The 19893-nt window shown below is 75.9% G+C and carries 1 protein-coding gene; it reads right to left on the minus strand.

Annotated features, from left to right (window positions below; genetic code table 11):
• Positions 1–12 precede the first annotated feature (12 nt).
• Positions 13–19890, minus strand: a complete 19878-nt coding sequence (locus ACZ7DL_RS12050) for a non-ribosomal peptide synthase/polyketide synthase (protein ID WP_470773634.1) — start codon at positions 19888–19890, stop codon at positions 13–15.
• Positions 19891–19893: the final 3 nt, after the last annotated feature.

Genomic DNA, 19893 nt, shown 5'->3' on the forward strand with positions numbered 1-19893 from the left:
GCCGGAGTCTCGTCACCGGCCTCCCCTGGCGTGCCGGGCGAGGTGGCGCAGGGCCTCGGCGAACTCCTCGGCGACGCGGCGCACGGTCGCCGTGTCGTGGACGCCGGGCCGGTGGTGCCAGGTGAAGGCGAGCCGGCCGTGCTGCACCGCGCCCACCACCTCGACCGGGTGCGAGCCGGGGTCCCGGGGGTCGTGGTCCTGCCCGAACGAACCGTGTTCGGCGCGGACCAGACCGCCGTCCGCGGTCTCCGGGCGGGCGTCCCACTGGCCGAGGTAGTTGAACACCACCTGGCTGTGCGCGCTGCCGCCGAGGCGCTCGCGGACCTCGGGTGGGCCGAAGGTGCGCAGCGCGCCGAAGCCGATGCCGTTGCCGGGTACGGCGCGCAGCTGACGGCGGACCGATTTCACCAGGGACCGCCAGTCGCGGTCCGGGCCGAGGTCGCCGGGCTCGGGCACCTGGAGGGCGACCGGGTAGACGGTGGTGAACCAGCCGACGGTACGGGAGAGGTCGACACCGTCGAGCAGGTCCTCGCGGCCGTGGCCCTCCAGGTCCAGGCGTACCCGGTCGTGTCCGGTCCAGCGGGCCAGCGCCAGGGCGAGGGCGGCGAGCAGCACGTCGTTGACCCGGGTGCGGTAGGCGGTGGGCGCCGAGCGCAGCAGGGCCGTGGTGTCCTCCTCCCCGAGTTCGACGCTCACGGTGGCGGCCGGCCCCGGTTCGGGTGCCGGGGCGGGCGCGGGGTCGGTGCGCACCGCCTGTTCCCAGTGGGGCAGTTCGTGGTCGAGGCCGCCTTCGGCGACGTACCCGGCGAGTCCGCGGGCCCAGTCCCGGAAGCTGGTGCCGCGCTCCCCCAGGCTGACCGTCTCACCCTGAAGGACCTGCCGGTAGGCGGTCTCCAGGTCGTCGCGGAGGATGCGCCAGGAGACGGCGTCCACCACCAGGTGATGGGCGACGAGGAGCAGGAACACGGGCCGGTCCGGGCCCCCGGTGAACAGGGCCGCCCGCAGCTGGGGGCCGTGGGCCAGGTCGAAGCCGGCGTGCAGCTCGTCGGCGGCCTTGGCCATGGCCGCGTCGGCGTCCTCGGCGGACAGCCCGGTCAGGTCGTGCCGGACGAGGAGATCGTGGCCGGCGGCGGGCGGCGGGTTGAACTGCCGCCAGCCGTCGGCGTCGTGGGTGAAGCGCATGCGCAGCGCGTCGTGGTGCTCCAGCAGCGCGTCGAGGGCGGTGCGCAGCGCCCGCGGGTCGGGGGTGCCGTCGAGTTCCAGCAGCGCCGACTGGTTGAAGTGGTGGTGGGCGGCGCGGGGGCCGGTCAGGAACCACTCCTGGATCGGGGTGAGCGGCACCTCGCCGGTGACCGGGCCGTCCCCGGACCGCCGGGGCGCGGCGCGGACCACGGTGGCGAGTTCGGCGACGGTCTGGTGCGTGAACAGGTCCCGGGTGGCGACGTGCAGGCCGTCGCGGCGCAGTCGGGAGACGACCTGCATGCTCAGGATGGAGTCGCCGCCGAGGGCGAAGAAGTTGTCGTCGGCGCCGACTTCCTCGATGCCGAGCACATCGGCCCAGATGCGGGCGATCCGGCGTTCGGTGCCGGTGCGCGGCGCGGTCCGCGGGCCGTCGGCGGCCTGCGCGGGCCCGGGTGCGGGCAGGGCCCGACGGTCGGTCTTGCCGCTCGGGGTGAGCGGCAGCCGGTCGAGCGGTACGAAGACCGAGGGCACCATGTGCGGGGGCAGCAACCCGGCCAGGTGCAGCCGCAGCTCACCGACGGGCAGCCCGGCCTGCGCCGGTTCCGTCGGGACGACGTAGGCGACGAGCCGGGCCGGCGCGCCGGGCGTGTCCTCCGCGCGGACGGCCACGACCGCGTCCCGTACCAGGGGGCTGCGGCGCAGCGCGCTCTCGATCTCGCCGGGCTCGATGCGGAAGCCGCGCAGCTTGACCTGGTCGTCGGCGCGTCCGGCGAACCGGAGCCGGCCGTCGGCGGTCCGGCGGACCAGGTCCCCGGTGCGGTACATCCGCTCCCCCGGCGCGCCGAACGGGTCGGGCACGAACCGCTGGGCGGTCAGTCCGGGCCGGCCCAGGTAGCCGCGGGCGAGGCCGGGCCCGGCGAGGTACAGCTCCCCGGTCACGCCGGGCGGTACCGGCCGCAGGGCGGCGTCGAGCACGTGGACGCGGGTGCTGCCGGAGGGGCGGCCGATGGAGGGGGCGCCGGTGCCGGGGGTCAGCGGGCCGGTCCAGGTGGCGACGACGGTGGCCTCGGTGGGCCCGTAGGAGTTGATCATCCGGCGGCCGGGGGCCCAGGCGTCCACCAGGTCGGCGGGGCAGGCCTCGGCGCCCACGATGAGCGTGCGCAGGTGGGGCAGGGCGGCGGCCGTGCCGGGCGGCACGGTGGCCAGCGCCGCCGGGGGGATCAGGGTGTGGCTGATCCGGCGCTCGGCGAGCGCCTCCGCCAGCCGCTCCCCGACCAGCGGGCCCTCCTCGCCGGTGACCAGCGCGGCCCCGCTGAGCAGGGAGACGCACAGCTCCAGTACGGAGGCGTCGAAGCTGGGCGAGGCGAACTGGAGCACCCGGTCGCCGGGGCCCGCCGCGTACTGGGCGGCGGCGGCCGCGGCGAAGGAGGCGAGGCCCCGGTGGGTGACCACCACGCCCTTGGGGGTGCCGGTGGAGCCGGAGGTGTAGATGACGTAGGCGGGGTGGGCGGGGGTGAGCGGCGCGGTGCGGTCGGCGTCCGTCGGTGCCGTCTCCGGCCCGTCGGCGGCCCACACCTGGGACGGGTCGGCGAGGACCAGGTGGGCGCCGGCGTCCCGGATCATGAACTCCCGTCGCTGCGGCGGGTAGTCGGGGTCGACGGGCAGGAAGGCGCCGCCCGCCTTGGCGACGGCGAGCTGGGCCACCACGGTCGCCGCCGAGCGGGGCAGCGCCAGGGCCACCACGCGCTCCGGTCCGACGCCGTCCCGGAGGAGCCGGTGGGCCAGCCGGTTGGCGGCCCGGTCCACCTCCGCGTAGGTCAGCTCCCGGTCGCCGTCCAGCAGTGCCGGCGCGTCCGGGGTCCGGGCCGCCTGCCGTTCGAACAGGGCGGGCAGAGTGGCCTCGGGCACCGGGCGGAAGGTGCCGCGGCCCTGGTCCAGCAGGGTCTTCAGCTCGTCGTCGGAGGTCAGCGGCAGGGCGCCGAGCGGGCGGTCCGGGTCCTCGGCAACGGCGTGCAGCAGGACGCCGAGCTGGCCGGCCATCCGGGCGGCCGTCGCCGGGTCGAAGAGATCGGTGTTGTAGGTGAGCAGCCCGTGCAGCTCCCCGGAGCCGCTCTCGGCGAACTCCAGGGTGAGGTCGAACGCGGCCTGTTCCGACTCCGGTTCGACGTCGGTGACGTCCAGGCCGGGCAGGTCGAGACCGGCGGCCGGGGTGTTCTGGAGGACGACCATGACCTGGAAGAGCGGGCTGCGGCTGGTGTCGCGGACGGGCTGCACCTCGTCCACGACCCGCTCGAACGGCACGTCCTGGTGGGCGAACGCGTCGAGGACCGTCTGCCGTACGGCGGTGAGGAACCCGGTGAACGGCTGGTCGGCCTCGGCCCGGGAGCGCAGCACCAGGGTGTTCACGAAGAACCCGACGAGGGACTGGATCTCGGGCCGGTCGCGGCCGGAGGTGACGGTGCCGACGGCGATGTCCTCGGCGCCGGAGAGCCGGGCGAGGTAGGTCTGGGCGGCGGCGACGAGCGTGGTGAACAGGGTGGTCCCGTGGTCCCGGGCGAGCCGGTTCAGCCGCCGGACGGTCCGGGCGGGCACCACCAGCCGGGCGGTCGCGCCGGCGCTGGTGCGCACCGGCGGCCGGGGCCGGTCGGTGGGCAGCTCCAGCGGTGCGGTGTCGGCCAGTTGCTCCTTCCAGTAGGCCAGGTGCTCGTCGGTGGTGGTGTCGCCGGCGGTGCGCTGCCAGTGCGCGTAGTCGGCGTACTGCACCGGAAGCGGTGGCAACGCATCGTTCGCGGCGCCGAGTCCGGCGCGGTAGAAGTGGGCGAGGTCGCCGAGCAGGACCGAGGTGGACCAGCCGTCGGTGACGATGTGGTGCAGGGCGAGGGTGAGGACGTGGTCGTGCTCGGCGAGCCGGACCAGTCCGGTGCGCAGCAGCGGGCCCGTCCGCAGGTCGAAGGGGCGGGCACGCTCCTCGGCGAGCAGGCGGCGCAGCGCCGGCTCGCGCTCGGCCTGCGCGCGTGAGGACAGGTCGCGCACGGGCAGCGGCACGTCCCGCGGCGGGTGGACGAGCTGGACGCCGTGCCCGTCCACGCTGTCGAAGGTGGTGCGCAGCGACTCGTGGCGGGCCACCACGGCGGCGAGGGCCGCACGGAGCGCGCCGGTGTCCAGGGGGCCGCGCAGCCGGAGGGCGAGAGCGGTGACGTACTCGGCGCCGCCGGGTTCGAACTCGTGGAGGAACCATAGGCGTTGCTGGGCGTGGGACATCGGCGCGGTCTCGCCGCGGTCGGCCGGGACGATCGCCGCCCGGCCGGTGCCCTGCCGGTCGCCGAGCAGGCGGGCCAGCGCGGCGGGCGTGGGGTGCGTGAACACCGCACGCGGCGTGAGGTCGGCGTCGAAGGTCTCGGCGAGTCGGGAGGCGAGCCGGATACTGAGGATCGAGTCGCCGCCGAGCTGGAAGAAGTCGTCCTCCACACCGGGCGGTTCGCTGCCCAGCACCTCGCCGAAGACGGCTGTCGTGCGGCGTTCGGCCTCGGTGCGGGGCTCGACCCGCGGGCGCCGGTCAGGAGCCTTGGGTGCGGGCAGGGCCGCCCGGTCGACCTTGCCGTTGCGGCTGAGCGGGAGCGCGGCGAGCGGGACGAAGGCGGTGGGGACGAGGTAGTCGGGCAGGGTGCGGGCGGCGAAGGCCCGCAGCTCCGCCTCGTCCGCCGCGGCCGGTCCGACGACGTAGGCCACGAGCCGCTTGGCTCCCGGCCGGTCCTCGCGGGCCAGTACGGCCACGTCCGCGATGTCCGGGTGGGTGGCGAGCACGGCCTCGACCTCGCCGGGTTCCACCCGGAAGCCGCGGATCTTCACCTGGTCGTCGGCGCGGCCGAGGAACTCGACGGTGCCGTCCGGCCGCCGCCGGGCCAAGTCCCCGGTGCGGTACATCCGGGCGCCGGGCGGGCCGGAGGGGTCGGCGAGGAAGCGGGCCGCGGTGTCCCCCGGGCGGCCCAGGTAGCCGCGGGCGACGCCCTCGCCGGCCAGGTACAACTCGCCCGCGCAGCCCGGCGGTACGGGCCGCAGCCGGGCGTCGAGGACGTGCGCGCGCATGTCGTCCAGCGGACGGCCGATGGGGACGGTGCCGGGCACGGCCGCCGGGTCGGTGAGGGCGCAGGAGGTCGCGAAGGTCGTGGTCTCGGTGGGCCCGTAGCCGTCCACGACGGTGAGGCCGGGGCAGGCGGCCAGCACCCGGCGCACGGCCTGGGCGGGGACGACGTCACCGCCGGTCCAGACCTGCCGAAGGCCCCGGAAGCAGTCGGGCGCGTCCTGTGCGAGCAGCCGGAACAGACCGGCGGTCAGCCACAGTGCCGTCAGCCCGCCGTCGGCGGCCAGCCGGCGCACCAGCGCCGCGTCCACGCTGTCGCCGGGTGCCACGACCACGCAGCCGCCGGTGAGGAGCGGCGCCCACACCTCGAAGGTGGCGGCGTCGAAGGCCACCGGCGAGTGCAGCAGCACCCGGGCGCACACCCCGTCGGCGAACCGGCTGTCGGTGGCCAGGGCCGCCACGTCCCGGTGCCGTACCGCCACCGCCTTGGGCAGGCCGGTGGAACCGGAGGTGAACATCACATAGGCGAGCCGGTCGGGGTCGGCGGCCGGTGTCCACCCTGTCCGGGAGCCGGTGCCGGGGCGGGCGGCGGTCACCTCGGCGGCGGTGAGCCGGACGGTCGCGCCCGCCTGGGCGAGCAGGGCGCGGCGGCGTTCCTCGGGGGCCCGGGTGTCGACGGGGACGTAGGCGCCGCCCGCCATGAGGACCGCGAGCTGGGCGACGACGAGTTCGGCGGAGCGGTCCATCAGCAGCGCCACCCGGTCCTCGGCCGCCAGCCCGCCGGCCGCCAGGTGGGCGGCCAGCGAGCCGGCCCAGTCGGAGAGTTGGCCGTACGTCAGTTCGCGGTCGCCGTCGCGGACCGCGAACGCGTCCGGGGTGCGCCGCGCCTGTTCGGCGAACAGGTCCACCGGGCTCGCCGGGGTGGCCCGGCGGGCGGTGGTGTGCCAGGCGGCCAGCAGGTCCCGGTCGGCCGGGGTGAGCAGGTCCAGGTCGGCCAGCTCGATGTCGAACCCGTCGGCGAGGGCGGTGAGCAGGGCGGCCAGCCGTTGCGCCGCGCGCTCGGCGGTGGCGGGGTCGAACAGGGCGGGGTCGTAGGCCAGGTCGAGGCCGAGCCGTTCGGTCAGGTGGGCGCGCAGGCACCAGGGGAAGGTGGTGGCGTCGTCGGCGCGCACCTCCGCCACCCGGACGCCGGTGCGGGCCGTGGCCGACTCGTCCACCGGGTAGTTCTCGAACACCACCATGCTGTCGAACAGTGCTTCCCCGGACGGGACGTCACTGACGGCCTGGATGCGCGGCAGGGCGAGGAAGTCGTGGCGGCGGGCGTCGCTCTGCCGGTCCTGGAGCCCGCGCAGCCACGGCAGGACCGGCCCGTCGGGCACCCGGACCCGGGTCGGCACGGTGTTGATGAACATGCCGATCATGCCCTCGACACCGGGGAGTTCGGCCGGGCGGCCGGAGACGGTGGTGCCGAACACCACGTCGTCCCGGCCGCTGTACCGGGCGAGCAGCAGCGCCCAGGCGCCCTCCACCACGGTGTTGACGGTGAGCCCCGCGCGGGCGGCGCTCCCCCGCAGCCGCCGCGAGACCCCGGCGTCCAGCTCGTGGTGGACGGCGGCGGCGGACCGGGCGCGATGGGCCTCGGCGGGTGTGCGGTCGTACGGCAGCGGGGTGCGGGCGGTGAACCCGGCCAGGGCCTCCGTCCAGTACCGTTCGGCCGCCGTCTCGTCCTGCGCGCGCAGCCAGTGCAGGAAGTCCGCGAACGGCCGCCGTACCGGGGGTGCCGGGTCCGGGCCGCCGGTGAGCGCGGCGTACCGCTCGCACACCTCGGTGAGCAGCTGCCCGGTGCTCCAGCCGTCGAGGACGATGTGGTGGGTGGACCACAGCAGCAGCACCTCTTCACCGGGCAGGGCGGCCAGGGTGAGGCGGGTCAGCGGTGCCGTGGTGAGGTCCATGCCCGCCGCGCGGTCCTCGGCGAGCAGCCGCTCGGTGGCCTCCGCGCGCCGCTCGGGTGTCAGGGTCCGCCAGTCGAGGTGGGTGACGGGCAGTCCGGCGCGGTGGTGGACGACCTGTACCGGGTGGGGCAGGCCGCGCCAGTGGACGCTGGTGCGCAGGGCCGGGGTGCGGTCGGCGACCTGCTGCCACGCGGCGGCGAAGGCGCGCGGGTCGGCGACGCCGGACAGCCGTACGGCCGTGCGGTCGAAGTAGGCGTGCTCGGTGTCCACGAGGCCGTGGAAGAGCATCCCGGACTGGAGCGGGGTGAGCGGCAGGACGTCCTCCACGTGCCGGCCGGTGCCGACGAGCCGGTCCAGCTGTTCCTGGCCGAGGCCGGCGAGGGGGAAGTCGGACGGGGTGCGGCCGCCCGCTTCGGGGCGGGCACAGTGCGCCGCGATGTCCCGCAGGGCCGCGAGCGTCTCCTCGGCGAGCCGGCGGACGGTGGCCTCGTCGTAGACCGCCGCCGGGTAGGTCCAGCCCAGTTCGAGCCGGCCGTGCTGGACCACTCCGGTGATGTCGAGGAGGTAGGGGCGGGGTTCGTCCGGGTCGGTGTCCCGGCCGGCCGGGGGCAGGGAGCCGCGGAGCAGACCGTCGGCGCCGGTGCCGCCCGCGTCCCACTGGCCGTGGTAGTTGAAGCCGACCCGCGGAGCGGGGGTGCCGGCGAGCGGGCTGCCGGGCACGAGGTGGCGCAGGGCGCCGTGGCTCAGGCCGTGCAGGGGTATCGCGCGCAGCTGCTCCTTGACCGAGCGGAGGGTGTCGTGCCAGCCGGCGTCGGGGTCGGTGCGCAGGGCGAGCGGGTACTCGGCGGTGAACCAGCCCACGGTCCGGGACAGGTCCACGTCCTCGAAGAGGTCCTCCCGGCCGTGTCCCTCCACGCCCAGCAGTACCGTGTCGCGCCCGCACCAGCGGGCCAGGGTGCGGCCGAGGGCGCTGAGCAGGACGTCGTTGACCTGGGTGCGGTAGATCTCGGGGACCTTGCGCAGCAGGGCGTCGGTCGTCTCCGGGTCCAGGGTGACCGTGAGGGTGGCGGCGGTGCCGTGGGTGTTCGGGCCGGGCCGTCCGGCGGGCAGCCCGGCCGGGGCCGCGCCGGTGCGCGTCCAGTACGGCAGGTCGGCGTCGAGGGCCCCGGAGCGGGTGTGCCGGTCGAGCCGGGCGGCCCACCCGGCGTAGGAGGTGCCCGTGGCGGGCAGTTCGACGGGCCGGCCGGCCGCGGCCGCCCGGTGAGCGGTCTCCAGGTCCGCCAGGAGGATGCGCCAGGAGACGCCGTCGATCACCAAGTGGTGTGCCGAGACGACGAGTTGGCCCGGCTGCCGGGGGCCTCGGTCGACGAACAGGACGCGGACCACCCGGCCCGTGGTGGGGTCGAGGGCGGTCTGCGCCTCGTCCGTGAGCCGCTGGACCTCGGCCTCCAGCGCCGTGTCGTCCAGCCCGGCCAGGTCGTGGCGGGTGAAGACGCCGTCCGGGGCCTCGGGCAGGACCTCCTGGCGCCAGCCGTCGGCGGTGCGGCCGAAGCGGGTGCGCAGGGCCGCGTGGTGGCGTACGAGGGCGTCGACGGCGTTCCGGAGCGCCGGCTCGTCCGTGGCCGGTGCGAGTGCGAGGCGCTGCGTCATGGTGAACCGGAGCGTCTGCCCGGGCTCGCGGCCGTCCAGGTACCAGTGCTGGATCGGCGTGAGCGGCGCCTCGCCCGTCTCCTCGGCGGTGACCGGGCGCGGGGCCGACTGCGTCGCCCGCAGCGCGAGTTCGGCGACCGTCTGGTGGCGGAAGACGTCCTTGGTGGTGAGGGCGAGTCCGGTCTGGCGGGCGCGGGAGACGATCTGGATGCTCAGGATCGAGTCGCCGCCGAGCGCGAAGAAGTTGTCGCGTGCGCCGACGCGTTCGACGCCGAGCACCTCGGCCCAGATCGCGGCCAGGCATTCTTCCGTGCCGGGCCGTGGGGCGACGTAGGGGGAGGTGCTGTCGGGCTGTGCGGGCGGGGCGGGCAGGGCGCGCCGGTCGGTCTTGCCGCTGGTGGTGCGAGGGATGCGGGCCAGCGGGACGAACGCGGCGGGCACCATGTGGTCGGGCAGGGTGCGGCGCAGCGCGAGCCGCAGCTCGTCGGCGGACGGGGCGCGCCCGGCGGCCGGCACCACGTAGCCGACGAGCATGACCCGGCCGGCGTGTTCGCGGGCGGTCACCGCGGCGTCGGCGACGTCCGGGTGGTCCAGGAGCGCGGCCTCCACCTCGCCGGGCTCGATGCGGAACCCGCGGATCTTGACCTGCTCGTCCACCCGGCCCAGGAACTCCAGCAGTCCGTCCCGGTCCCAGCGGGCCCGGTCCCCGGTGCGGTACATCCGCTCTCCCGGTGCCCCGAACGGGTCGGCGAGGAAGCGGGCGGCGGTGAGGCCGGGCCGGTTGAGATAGCCGCGGGCGACCTGCGCCCCGGCCAGGTACAGCTCGCCGGGCACGCCGGGCGGCACCGGTCGCAGGGCGCCGTCGAGCACGTAGGCGCTCAGGTTGCCGCCGGGGCGGCCGATGACCGGGCGGTCGGGCCGGTCGGCGCAGCGGCCGTAGACGGCGTCGACGGTGCACTCGGTGGGCCCGTACATGTTGTAGACCGCCACACCCAACTCGCGCTCCGCGCTGACGAGTTCGCGCCAGCCGGCCGGGCTGACGGCCTCACCGCCGACGAGCAGCAGGCGCGGGTGACGGCGGCCCGGGGCGAGCAGGCCGGCGGCGGTCAGTTCGCGCAGGAAGGACGGGGTGACGTTCACCAGGTCGAGGCGGTCTTCGGAGACCTGGGCGCAGAACGCCTGCGGATCCAGGCGTACGTCCTCGTCGACGAGGTGGACCTCGTGGCCGAGGGCGAGGAGCAGCGGTCCTTCCCAGGAGGTGTCGAAGGAGAAGGAGGCGCTGAGTGCGGCCCGCAGCCGCCGTCCGCCGGTGGTGTGCGGGGCGAGCAGGCCCGCCCGGTGGTCGTGGCACAGGTTGACCAGCTGCCGGTGTTCGACGGCGACGCCCTTGGGGCGGCCGGTGGAGCCGGACGTGTAGACGATGTAGGCGGTGTGCCGCGGCAGCAGGGGCGCGTTCCGGTCGGCGTCGGTCGGGTCGTGGCCGGGCAGCCGGTCCCAGGGTACCGCGTCGAGGCCGGTCAGGAACGTGTGCGGCCGGGCGTCGGCGAGAAGGAAGTCCGCTCGCTCCACGGGGAGTTCGGGGTCGAGGCAGAGCAGGGTGGCACCCGCCTTGAGGACCGCGAGCAGCGCCACCACCAGGTCGGAGGTGCGCGGCAGCCGTACGGCGACCACCTGTTCGGGGCCGGCGCCGAGGGCGATGAGGTGGTGGGCGAGCCGGTTGGCCCGTTCGTTCAGCGCGGCGAAGCCCAGGGTGGTGTCGCGGGCGACCAGGGCGGTGTGGTGCGGCGTGCGGGCGGCCTGGGCCTGGAACAGGGCGGGGAAGGTGGTGTCCGGTTCGGGCAGCCGGGTGCCCTGCCCGTGGCGGAGCACCTGCCGCCGTTCCCCGTCGGTCATCAGCGGCAGCCGCCCCACGGCCTGCCCGGGATCCTCGGCGGCGGCCTCCAGGAGGAGCCGCAGCCGGGCCGCCAGGCGTTCGGCGGTGCCGGCGTCGAAGAGCCCGGTGTTGTACTCCAGGTAGCCGGTGAGGCCGTCGTCGCCCGCCACGAAGTCGAAGGCGAGGTCGAAGGTGGCGTTGTGGACCGGCGGGGTCATCGGCTCCACCGCCAGGCCGGGCAGCCGGGGCGGCTCGGCGCCGAGGTTGTGCAGGGCGACCATGACCTGGAAGAGCGGGGTGCGGCTGGTGTCCCGCTCGGGCTGGAGGGCGTCCACCACGCGCTCGAAGGGCACTTCCTGGTGGGCGAACGCCTCCAGGACCGTGGTGCGCACCTCGGCCAGCAGCTCTCGGAAGGGCAGGTCGGGGCGGACCCGGGCGCGCAGCACCAGTGTGTTGACGAACATGCCGACGACGTCGTGCAGTTCGGGCCGTTCGCGGCCGGCGGTGACGGTGCCGACGGTGACGTCCTCCTGGCCGGCCCAGCGGGCCAGCAGGATCTGGCAGGCCGTCACCAGGGTCATGTACAGGGTGGCGTCGGCTTCCTGACCGCGCTCGCGGAGCCGCTCGGTCAGCGCGGTGGGCAGGGTGAAGGTCACCAGGGCGCCGTCGCGGGTGCGTACGGCGGGCCGCAGCCGGTCGGTGGGCAGTTCGAGCGGGGTCACGCCGTCCAGGGCCGCACGCCAGTAGGCCAGGTCGGCCTCGGCGCGGTCGGCGCGGGTGCGCTGCCAGGCGGCGTAGTCGGTGTAGCGGACGGGCAGGACGGGCAGGTCGGGGCGGCGGTTCTCCAGGGCCGCCGTGTACAGCTCGCCGAGGTCCCGGGCGAGCACGCCGATGGACCAGCCGTCGGTGACGATGTGGTGCACGGCCAGCACGAGGACGTGTTCGTCGGCGGCGAGCCGGGCCAGGCGGGCGCGCAACAGGGGCCCGCCGGTCAGGTCGAAGGGGGTGGCGGCCTCCCGGTCCAGGAGCGCGTCCAGGGCGGCGGTGTCGGGGAGGTCGGTCAGCGGGAGGGGCACGGGGCGGGGCGGGTGGACGATCTGCCGTGCCTGGCCGTCGTGTTCGGCGAACGTGGTGCGCAGCGCCTCGTGCCGGGCGACCAGGCCGTCCAGGGCGGTGCGCAGGGCGGCGGTGTCGAGCGGTCCGCGCAGCCGCAGCACGGACAGGGTCGTGTACTCGGTGCTGCCCGGCTCGAACCGGTCGAGGAACCACAGGCGTTGCTGGGCGTACGACAGGGGCGCCGGGGCGCCCGGAGCGGCGGCCGGGATGACGTCGGCGGCGCTGCCGTCCCGGGGCTCGCCGAGTGCGGTCGCGAGGTCGGACAGCGTGGAGTGGGTGAACAGCAGCCGGGGTGAGACGTCCGTGCCGAAGGCGGCGCGCAGCCGGGAGGTGACACGGACGGCGAGGATGGAGTCGCCGCCGAGGGCGAAGAAGTCGTCGTCGGCGCCGACCTCGTCGGTGTCCAGGACGTCCGTCCACGCGGCGGCGACCAGCCGCTGAGCGGGGGTGCGCAGCGGGGTCCGCGTGCCGTCGGCGGCGAAGCCGTCGGGGCCGGGCGCGGGCAGGGCGCGCCGGTCGAGCTTGCCGTTGGCGGTGAGCGGCAGCCCGGCCATCGGCACATAGGCGGCCGGCACCATGTGCGCGGGCAGCACCTTCTCCAGATGGGCGCGGAGTTCGACGGCGGGCGGGGGCGGTGCGGCGCGGTCGCCGGTGCCGGTGCCGACGACGTGGGCGACCAGCCGGCGCGTTCCTGCGGTGTCCTCGTACACGCCGACGGTGGCCGCGCCCACGCCCGGGTGGGCGTGCAGGGCGGCCTCGATCTCGCCGGGCTCGATGCGGTAGCCGCGGATCTTCACCTGCTGGTCGGCGCGGCCCAGGTACTCCAGGGTGCCGTCGGCCCGCCAGCGGGCCCGGTCCCCGGTGCGGTACATACGGGTGCCGGGCCGCCCGAACGGGTCGGCGAGGAAGCGGGTCGCGGTGAGCCCGGGCCGGCGCAGATAGCCGCGTGCCAGGCCCTCGCCGGCGACGAACAGCTCACCGACGGCGCCGGGCGGTACCGGCTGGAGAGTGCCGTCGAGGACGTAGAGCCGCAGGTCGGGGATGCCGGTGCCGATGGGGCTCGCGGTGCCGGGGCGGGCCGCCCGGCGGTCCAGCGGAGCGTAGGTGACGTGCACGGTGGTCTCGGTGATGCCGTACATGTTCACCAGGCGGGGCGCGGTGTCCGGGTGACGGGCGTACCAGTCGGCGAGCCGGGTCACGTCGAGCGCCTCACCGCCGAAGATCACCGTACGCAGCGCCAACCGGGCGCTCACTTCGGCGAGTTCGGCGTCGGCGCGGATCAGCGGGTAGAACGCGGAGGGGGTCTGGTTGAGGACGGTGACCCGTTCGTCGGCGAGCAGGCGCAGGAAGTCCTCCGGGGAGCGGGCGGTGTCCTCGGGGACGATCACCAGGCGGCCGCCGTGCAGCAGCGGGCCCCACAGCTCCCAGACCGAGAAGTCGAAGGCGTAGGAGTGGAACAGCGTCCACACGTCGTCGGGGCCGAAGCCGAACCACTGCCGGGTGCGGGTGAACAGCCGGACCACGGCCGCGTGCGGGACGACGACGCCCTTGGGCCGGCCGGTGGAGCCGGAGGTGTAGATGGCGTAGGCGGAACTCTCGGGCAGCGCGCGGCGGGCCGGGCCGGCGGCCGGGCGCCGGGCCAGGTCGGCGCGGACGTCCGGGTCGTCGAGCAGCAGTCGGGGTACGGCGACCTCGGCCGTGGTCCGCCGGGTGGTCACCAGCGCCACGGGCCGGGCGTCGGCGAGCAGTTGCCGGAGGCGTTCCGCGGGCAGCCTGGGGTCGATGGGCAGGTAGGCGGCGCCGGTCTTGAGGACGGCGAGGACGGCCACGACCAGGTCGGTGGAGCGGGGCAGGGCGAGGGCGACGAACGTCTCGGGTCCGGCGCCGAGTTCGGCGAGCCGGTGCGCGAGCTGCCCGGACCGCGCGTCCAGGGTGGCGTAGTCGAGCCGGTCGTCGCCGCAAGCGACGGCCTCGGCGTCGGGGGTGCGGGCGGCCTGGGCGGCGAAGAGGCCGTCCAGGGTGTCGGCGGGCCGGCCCTCGGCGATGCCGTTCCACTCGGTCAGCATCCGCCGCCGTTCCTCGGCGGTCGTCGAGGCGAGGGCGCGCACCGGCCGGTCCGGGTCGTCGGCCAGCTCGGTGAGGAGCAGACAGAGCCGGTCGGCGAGGCTCCGTACGGTCGTGGCGTCGAACAGCTCCGGGTCGTAGGCGAGGTCGAAGCCGAACCGCTCGCCCTGGTAGGCCCGCAGGACGAGGGGGTAGTTGGTGGCGTCCCGGGAGGAGACGTCGGCCAGGCGTATCCCGGTCGCGGCTGAACGTGCCTGGTCGAAGGGGTAGTTCTCGAAGGCCACCATGCTGTCGAACAGCGGGCTGCCGGAGGGCACGTCGCTCAGCGCGGTCAGCTCGGCGAGGGACACCGCGGCGAACCGCCGTGCCTCGGCCTGCGCTTGCTGGAGCCGTCCGAGCCAGGCGACGGCGGTCTCGGCGCCGTCGACGTGGACGCGGGTGGGCAGGGTGTTGATGAACATGCCCACCATCGACTCGACCCCGGGCAGGTCGTCGGGGCGGCCGGAGACGGTGGTGCCGAACAGCACGTCCCGCTCGCCGCTGTACCGGGACAGCAGCAGTGCCCAGGCGCCCTGCACCACGGTGCCGAGGGTGAGCCCGGCGGTCCGCGCGGTGCGGGCCAGCCGCGCGGAGACCTCGTCGGACAGCCCGGCCGTGTGGACGCCCGCGGAGCGGGTCTCGTGTCCCGGGCGCCGGGCGCGGTCGACGGGCAGCGGGGTGGGGGTGGCGAAGTGGGCGAGGACGGCCTGCCAGTGCGCGCGTGCCGCCTCGCCGTCCTGGCCGGCCAGCCAGCGCACGTAGTCGCCGAACGGCCGGCGCGCCGGGGGCCGGGGCGCGGCGCCGGTGGTGAGCGCCGCGTACTCCTCGAAGACCTCGCCGAGCACCTGGGCCAGGCTCCAGCCGTCCAGGATCAGATGGTGGGAGGTCCACAGCAGGTGCAGCCGGGCGTCGGGCAGCCGGACGAGGGTGAGCCGCATCAGGGGCGCCGTGCCGAGCTCCAGACCGCGGGCGAGGTCGTCGGCGCGCAGCCGGGCCAGCCGCTCGGCCCGCTCGCCGGCCTCCAGCTCACGCCAGTCCAGCCGGCTCACCGGCACGGTGACGTGGCGGTGCACGACCTGGAGCGGCAACGGCACGCCCTCCCAGACCACCGAGGTGCGCAGGGCGGGGGTGCGGTCGGTCACCCGCTGCCAGGCCAGGGCGAGGGCGTCGGGGTCGTTCACCCCCTCCAGGAGCAGGGCGGCCTGGTCCACGTACACGTCGTCCGGTCCGCCGACCAGCCGGTGGAAGAGCATCCCCTCCTGGAGCGGGGTGAGGGGCAGCAGGTCCTCCACGTCCCGGCCGTCACCCACCAGGTGGTCCACGCCGGCCTGGTCCAGGCCGGCCAGCGGGAAGTCGGAGGGGGTACGGCCGCCCGCGCCGGGGCGGGCACAGTGCTCGGCGATGGCGGTGAGCGCCCGCACCATGTTCTCGGCCAGCTCCCGGACCGTGCCCGCCCGGTGCACCTGGTCGCTCCAGTGCCAGGTGATCTCCAGCTCGCCGTCGGACACCACGGCGGACACGTCCAGCAGGTGGTCCAGCGGCTCGGCGGGGTCCATGTCCCGGCCGGGCACGTCGGCGACGGGTGCGAAATCGCCTCCACCGGGCGCCTCCCACTGGCCGTGGTAGGTGAAGCACACCTGGGGCAGCGGGAGTTCACCGAGGGCCCTCGCGGCGGGCCGGTGCGCGCCGAGGTGGCCCAGCGCCTGGTAGCTCAGGCCGCGGCGGGGCACGGCGTGCAGCCGTTCCTTGACGGCCTTGAGGGTGGTCCCCCAGTCGGCGGGGTCCTTAGCCGGGGTCAGTGTGACCGGGTACTGGGTGGTGAACCAGCCGACCGTGCGCGACAGATCGGCGCCCTCGGCCAGGTCCTCCTCCCGGCCGTGGCCCTCCAGGGCGACGGTCACCCGGTCCTCGCCCGCCCAGTCCGCCAGCACCCGGCCCAGCGCGCTCAGCAGCACGTCGTTGACCTGGGTGCGGTACACCGCCGGGACCCGCCGGAGCAGCGCCTCGGTGGTGGTGCGGTCCACCCGGGTGCGGACGGTGCGCACGGACCCCGCGAGCGGGGTGCCGGGGAGGTCGACGGGCAGCGGGGTGCGCGGCAGCGCGGCCTCCTCCGCCCAGTACGGCAGGTCGTCGTCCAGGTCTCCGGCCCGGACCCGCCGGGCCAGGTCGCGTGCCCAGTCGGCGAACGCCGTGTGCTCGGGCTCCGGCCGGGGTTCCTCGCCGGCCGCCGCCTGCCGGTAGGCCCGTTCCAGGCCGGCGAGCAGCACCCGCCAGGAGACGCTGTCGACCGCCAGGTGGTGGGCGGTCAGGAACAGTCGGGGGCGCTCACCGCCGGTCAGCAGGGCCGCGCGCAGCAGGGCTCCGGTGGCCGGGTCCAGGGCCGCGCGGGCGGCCTCGGCGGCCTCGGCGGGCGAGGCCGCGGGGCCGTACCGGGTCAGCAGGCCGGTGGCCGGGCCGGTGCCGGGGTGCTGCTGCCAGGTGTCCCCGGTGCGGGTGAAGCGGGTGCGCAGGGCCGGGTGCCGGGCCGCCACGGCCTCCAGTGCCCGGTCCAGTGCCCGCTCGTCGAGGTCGTACGGCAGGTCGAGCAGCATCGACATGCTGAAGTGCCGCAGCGGGCCGTGGGTGGCGAAGAACCACTCCTGGACCGGGGTGAGCGGGGCGGGCCCGTCCTCGTGCGGGCGCCGGGGCGCGGGCACGGCGGCGGGGCGGTGGGACGCGGCGGCGGCCAGGTCGGCTACCGTCTGGTGCCGGAAGACGTCCTGGGAGCCGATCCGGAGGCCCGCGGCGCGGGCCCGGGAGACGGCCTGGATGCTCAGGATCGAGTCGCCGCCCAGCTCGAAGAAGTTGTCCGTGACGCCCACCCGGGCCACCCCGAGCACCTCCGCCCAGATCCCGGCCAGGGTCTCCTCGTCGGAGGTGCGCGGGGCCACGAACTCCCTTTGCTCCTCGGTGATTTCGGGAGCGGGCAGGGCGCGGCGGTCCAGCTTGCCGCTGGTGGTCAGCGGCAGCGCGTCCAGCGGGGTGAAGGAGGAGGGCACCAGGGGGTCGGGCAGGACGCGGCGCAGGGCCGCCCGCAGGTCGGCGGGGGCGGGCCGGGGCGCGCCGGGCGCCGGGACGACGTAGCCGGCGAGACGGGTGTGGCCGTGCGGGTCGGGCACGGGGACCACCGCGGCGGCGGCGATGCCGGGCAGCGCGAGCAGGGCGGCCTCGATCTCGCCGGGTTCGATGCGGTGTCCGCGCACCTTGACCTGGTCGTCGGCGCGGCCGAGGTAGTCGACGCGGCCGTCGGCGGTCCAGCGGGCCAGGTCGCCGGTGCGGTACATGCGGGTGCCGGGCGGCCCGTAGGGGTCGGCGAGGAAGCGGGCGGCGGTCAGGCCGGGGCGGCCGGTGTAGCCGCGGGCCAGCTGGGCGCCCGCGAGGTACAGCTCGCCGCCGACACCGGGCGGCACCGGCTGGAGCCGGTCGTCCAGCACATACGCCCGTACCCCGGGCAGGGGGCGGCCCACCAGCGGGCGGTCGCCGCCGTCGATACGGCAGGACAGCGCGTCGACCGTGCACTCGGTGGGGCCGTAGAAGTTGTGCGCGGTCACCTCCGGGTGGGCGGCCAGCTCCCGCCACAGGGCGGAGCCGACCGGCTCGCCGCCGAGCATGAGGACCCGGGGGCGGTGCCGGGGGTCGGTGAGCAGTCCGGCGGGCAGCAGCTGCCGCAGATAGGAGGGGGTGACGTCGAGGAAGTCGACGCGGTGCTCGACCACGTACTCGACCAGGGCGGCCGGGTCCATCCGGGTGACCTCGTCGACCAGGTGCAGCGGGTGGCCGTCGGCCATCAGCAGCACGCCTTCGAGGGAGGTGTCGAAGGAGAAGGACGCGGTGAGCGCCACCCGCAGCGGGCCGCCGCCCGCCTCGGCGACGAAGCCGGCCCGGTGGGCGGCCAGCAGGTGTGCCGCCGAGCGGTGGGACACGGCGACGCCCTTGGGGCGGCCGGTGGAGCCGGAGGTGTGGATGACGTACGCGGTGTGCTCCGGGTGCAGCGGGGCGCGCCGGTCGGCGTCGTTGGGGTCGGTGTCCGGGGCTGTCGCGGGTACGGCGCGCAGGGCGGCCTCGTCCAGGACCAGGGCCGGACGGGCATCGTCCAGCAGAAAGCGGACCCGCTCCTCGGGCAGGGCCGGGTCCAGCGGCAGATAGCCGGCGCCGGACTTCCAGACGGCGAGGATCCCGACGATCATGTCGGCGGTGCGCGGCAGCCGCAGCGCGACCAGTTGTTCGGGGCCGGCGCCGCGGGCGATGAGGTGGTGGGCGAGCCGGTTGGCGCGGGCGTTGAGCGTCGCGTAGTCCAGCCGTTCGCCGCCCGCGACGAGAGCGAGGGCGTCGGGGGTGCGGGCCGCGCGGCGCTCGAAGACGTCCGGGACGGTGTCGTCCACGGGTCGGTGCGCGGTGGCGTTCCAGTCGTGGACGACACGCCGTACCTCCCCCTCGGACAGCAGGGGCAGGCTGCCCAGCGGGCGGTCCGGGGCGTCGGCGGCGCCCGCCAGCAGCCGCAGCAGCTGTCCGGCCAGCCGCTCGGCCGTGGCCGCGTCGAACAGGTCGGTGCGGTACTCCAGCAGCCCGGTCAGCCCGGCACCGTCCGGCACGAACTCGATGCTCAGGTCGAAGGTGGCCGCCTGCCGGGGCACGGTGACCGGGGTGGTGGCGAGCCCGCGCGGGGCGGTCGCCGCGGGTGGGTCGGGATGCAGCAGGACCATCACGTCGAACAGCGGGTTGCGGCCCGGCTCGCGGGGTGCACCCACCGCCTCCACGATCCGCTCGAACGGCGTGTCGCCGTGCGCGAAGGCGTCGTTGACCGTATCGGCCGCCTTCGCCAGCAGGTCGCGGAAGGATCCTGAGGCGTCCACCGTGGTGCGGAGCACGACGGTGTTCACGAAGAAGCCGACGGTCCGTTCGAGGTCGGTGCGGGACCGGCCGGGGGTCAGGGAGCCGACGGTGATGTCGTCCTGGCCGGACCAGCGGGCCAGCAGGGCCTGGGCGGCGGCGACCAGGGCCGTGTGGAGGGTGCTGTGCTGTTCTCTCGCAAGGTCGCGCAGCCGTGTGGCGAGGCGGGCGGGCACGGTGAAGGTGTGGACGGCGCCTTCGCCCGCCTCCTCGCCGCGCCGCGGCCGGTCCAGGGGCAGCCCGGGCGCGACCGCGCCGGCCAACCGCTCCTTCCAGTGGGCGAGCTGGCGTTCGAGGCGGGGCCCGGAGAGCTGGTCGCGCTGCCACACCGCGAAGTCCGGGTACTGCGTGGCCACCGGAGGCAGGCCCGGTGGGTTGCCCTGGGTGAAGGCGTCGTAGGCGGTGCACAGCTCGTCCAGGACCAGGCCCATCGACCAGCCGTCCGTGACGATGTGATGGGCCGTCAGCAGCAGGACGTGCGAGGTGACGGACTCGCGCAGCAGCAGGGCGCGCAGCAGGGGGCCGTGTTCCAGGTCGAAGGGGCGGGCGTACTCCGCCGCCAGGTCGGCGTCCAGGTCGCCGGTGTCCCGGACCGGCAGCGGCACCGGGTCCGCCGGGTGCACGCGCTGCACCGGCCGGCCGTCGGTCTCCTCGAAGGTGGTGCGCAGGGCCTCGTGCCGGGCCACGACGGCGGCCAGCGCGGCGCGCAGCGCCTCGTGGTCCGGCGTGCCGGTGAGCCGGACGGCGACCGCGCTGTTGTAGCGGGGGTCGCCGGGCCGGAGCCGGTCCAGGAACCACAGGCGCTGCTGTGCGAAGGACAGCGGCAGCGGGCGGTCCCGGCCGGCGCGCGGGATGCCCTGCCGGGCGGCCGGGACGGCACCGGCGGCCCGGCCGGCCAGTCGCCGGCGCAGCGCCTCCCGCATCTCCTCGGGCAGCGCCTCGGCACGCTCCCGCCTGGAGGGCCGCGCGGAGCCGGAGGGGTTCGAGGGGGTCGAAGACGTCATGGT

It is taken from the genome of Streptomyces sp. NPDC036984 (assembly GCF_055607665.1).

Coding starts and splice junctions, on each gene's coding strand:
- ACZ7DL_RS12050 (WP_470773634.1), bottom strand. CDS start 19,890: ATGACGTCTTCGACCCCCTCGAACCCCTCCGGCTCCGCGCGGCCCTCC.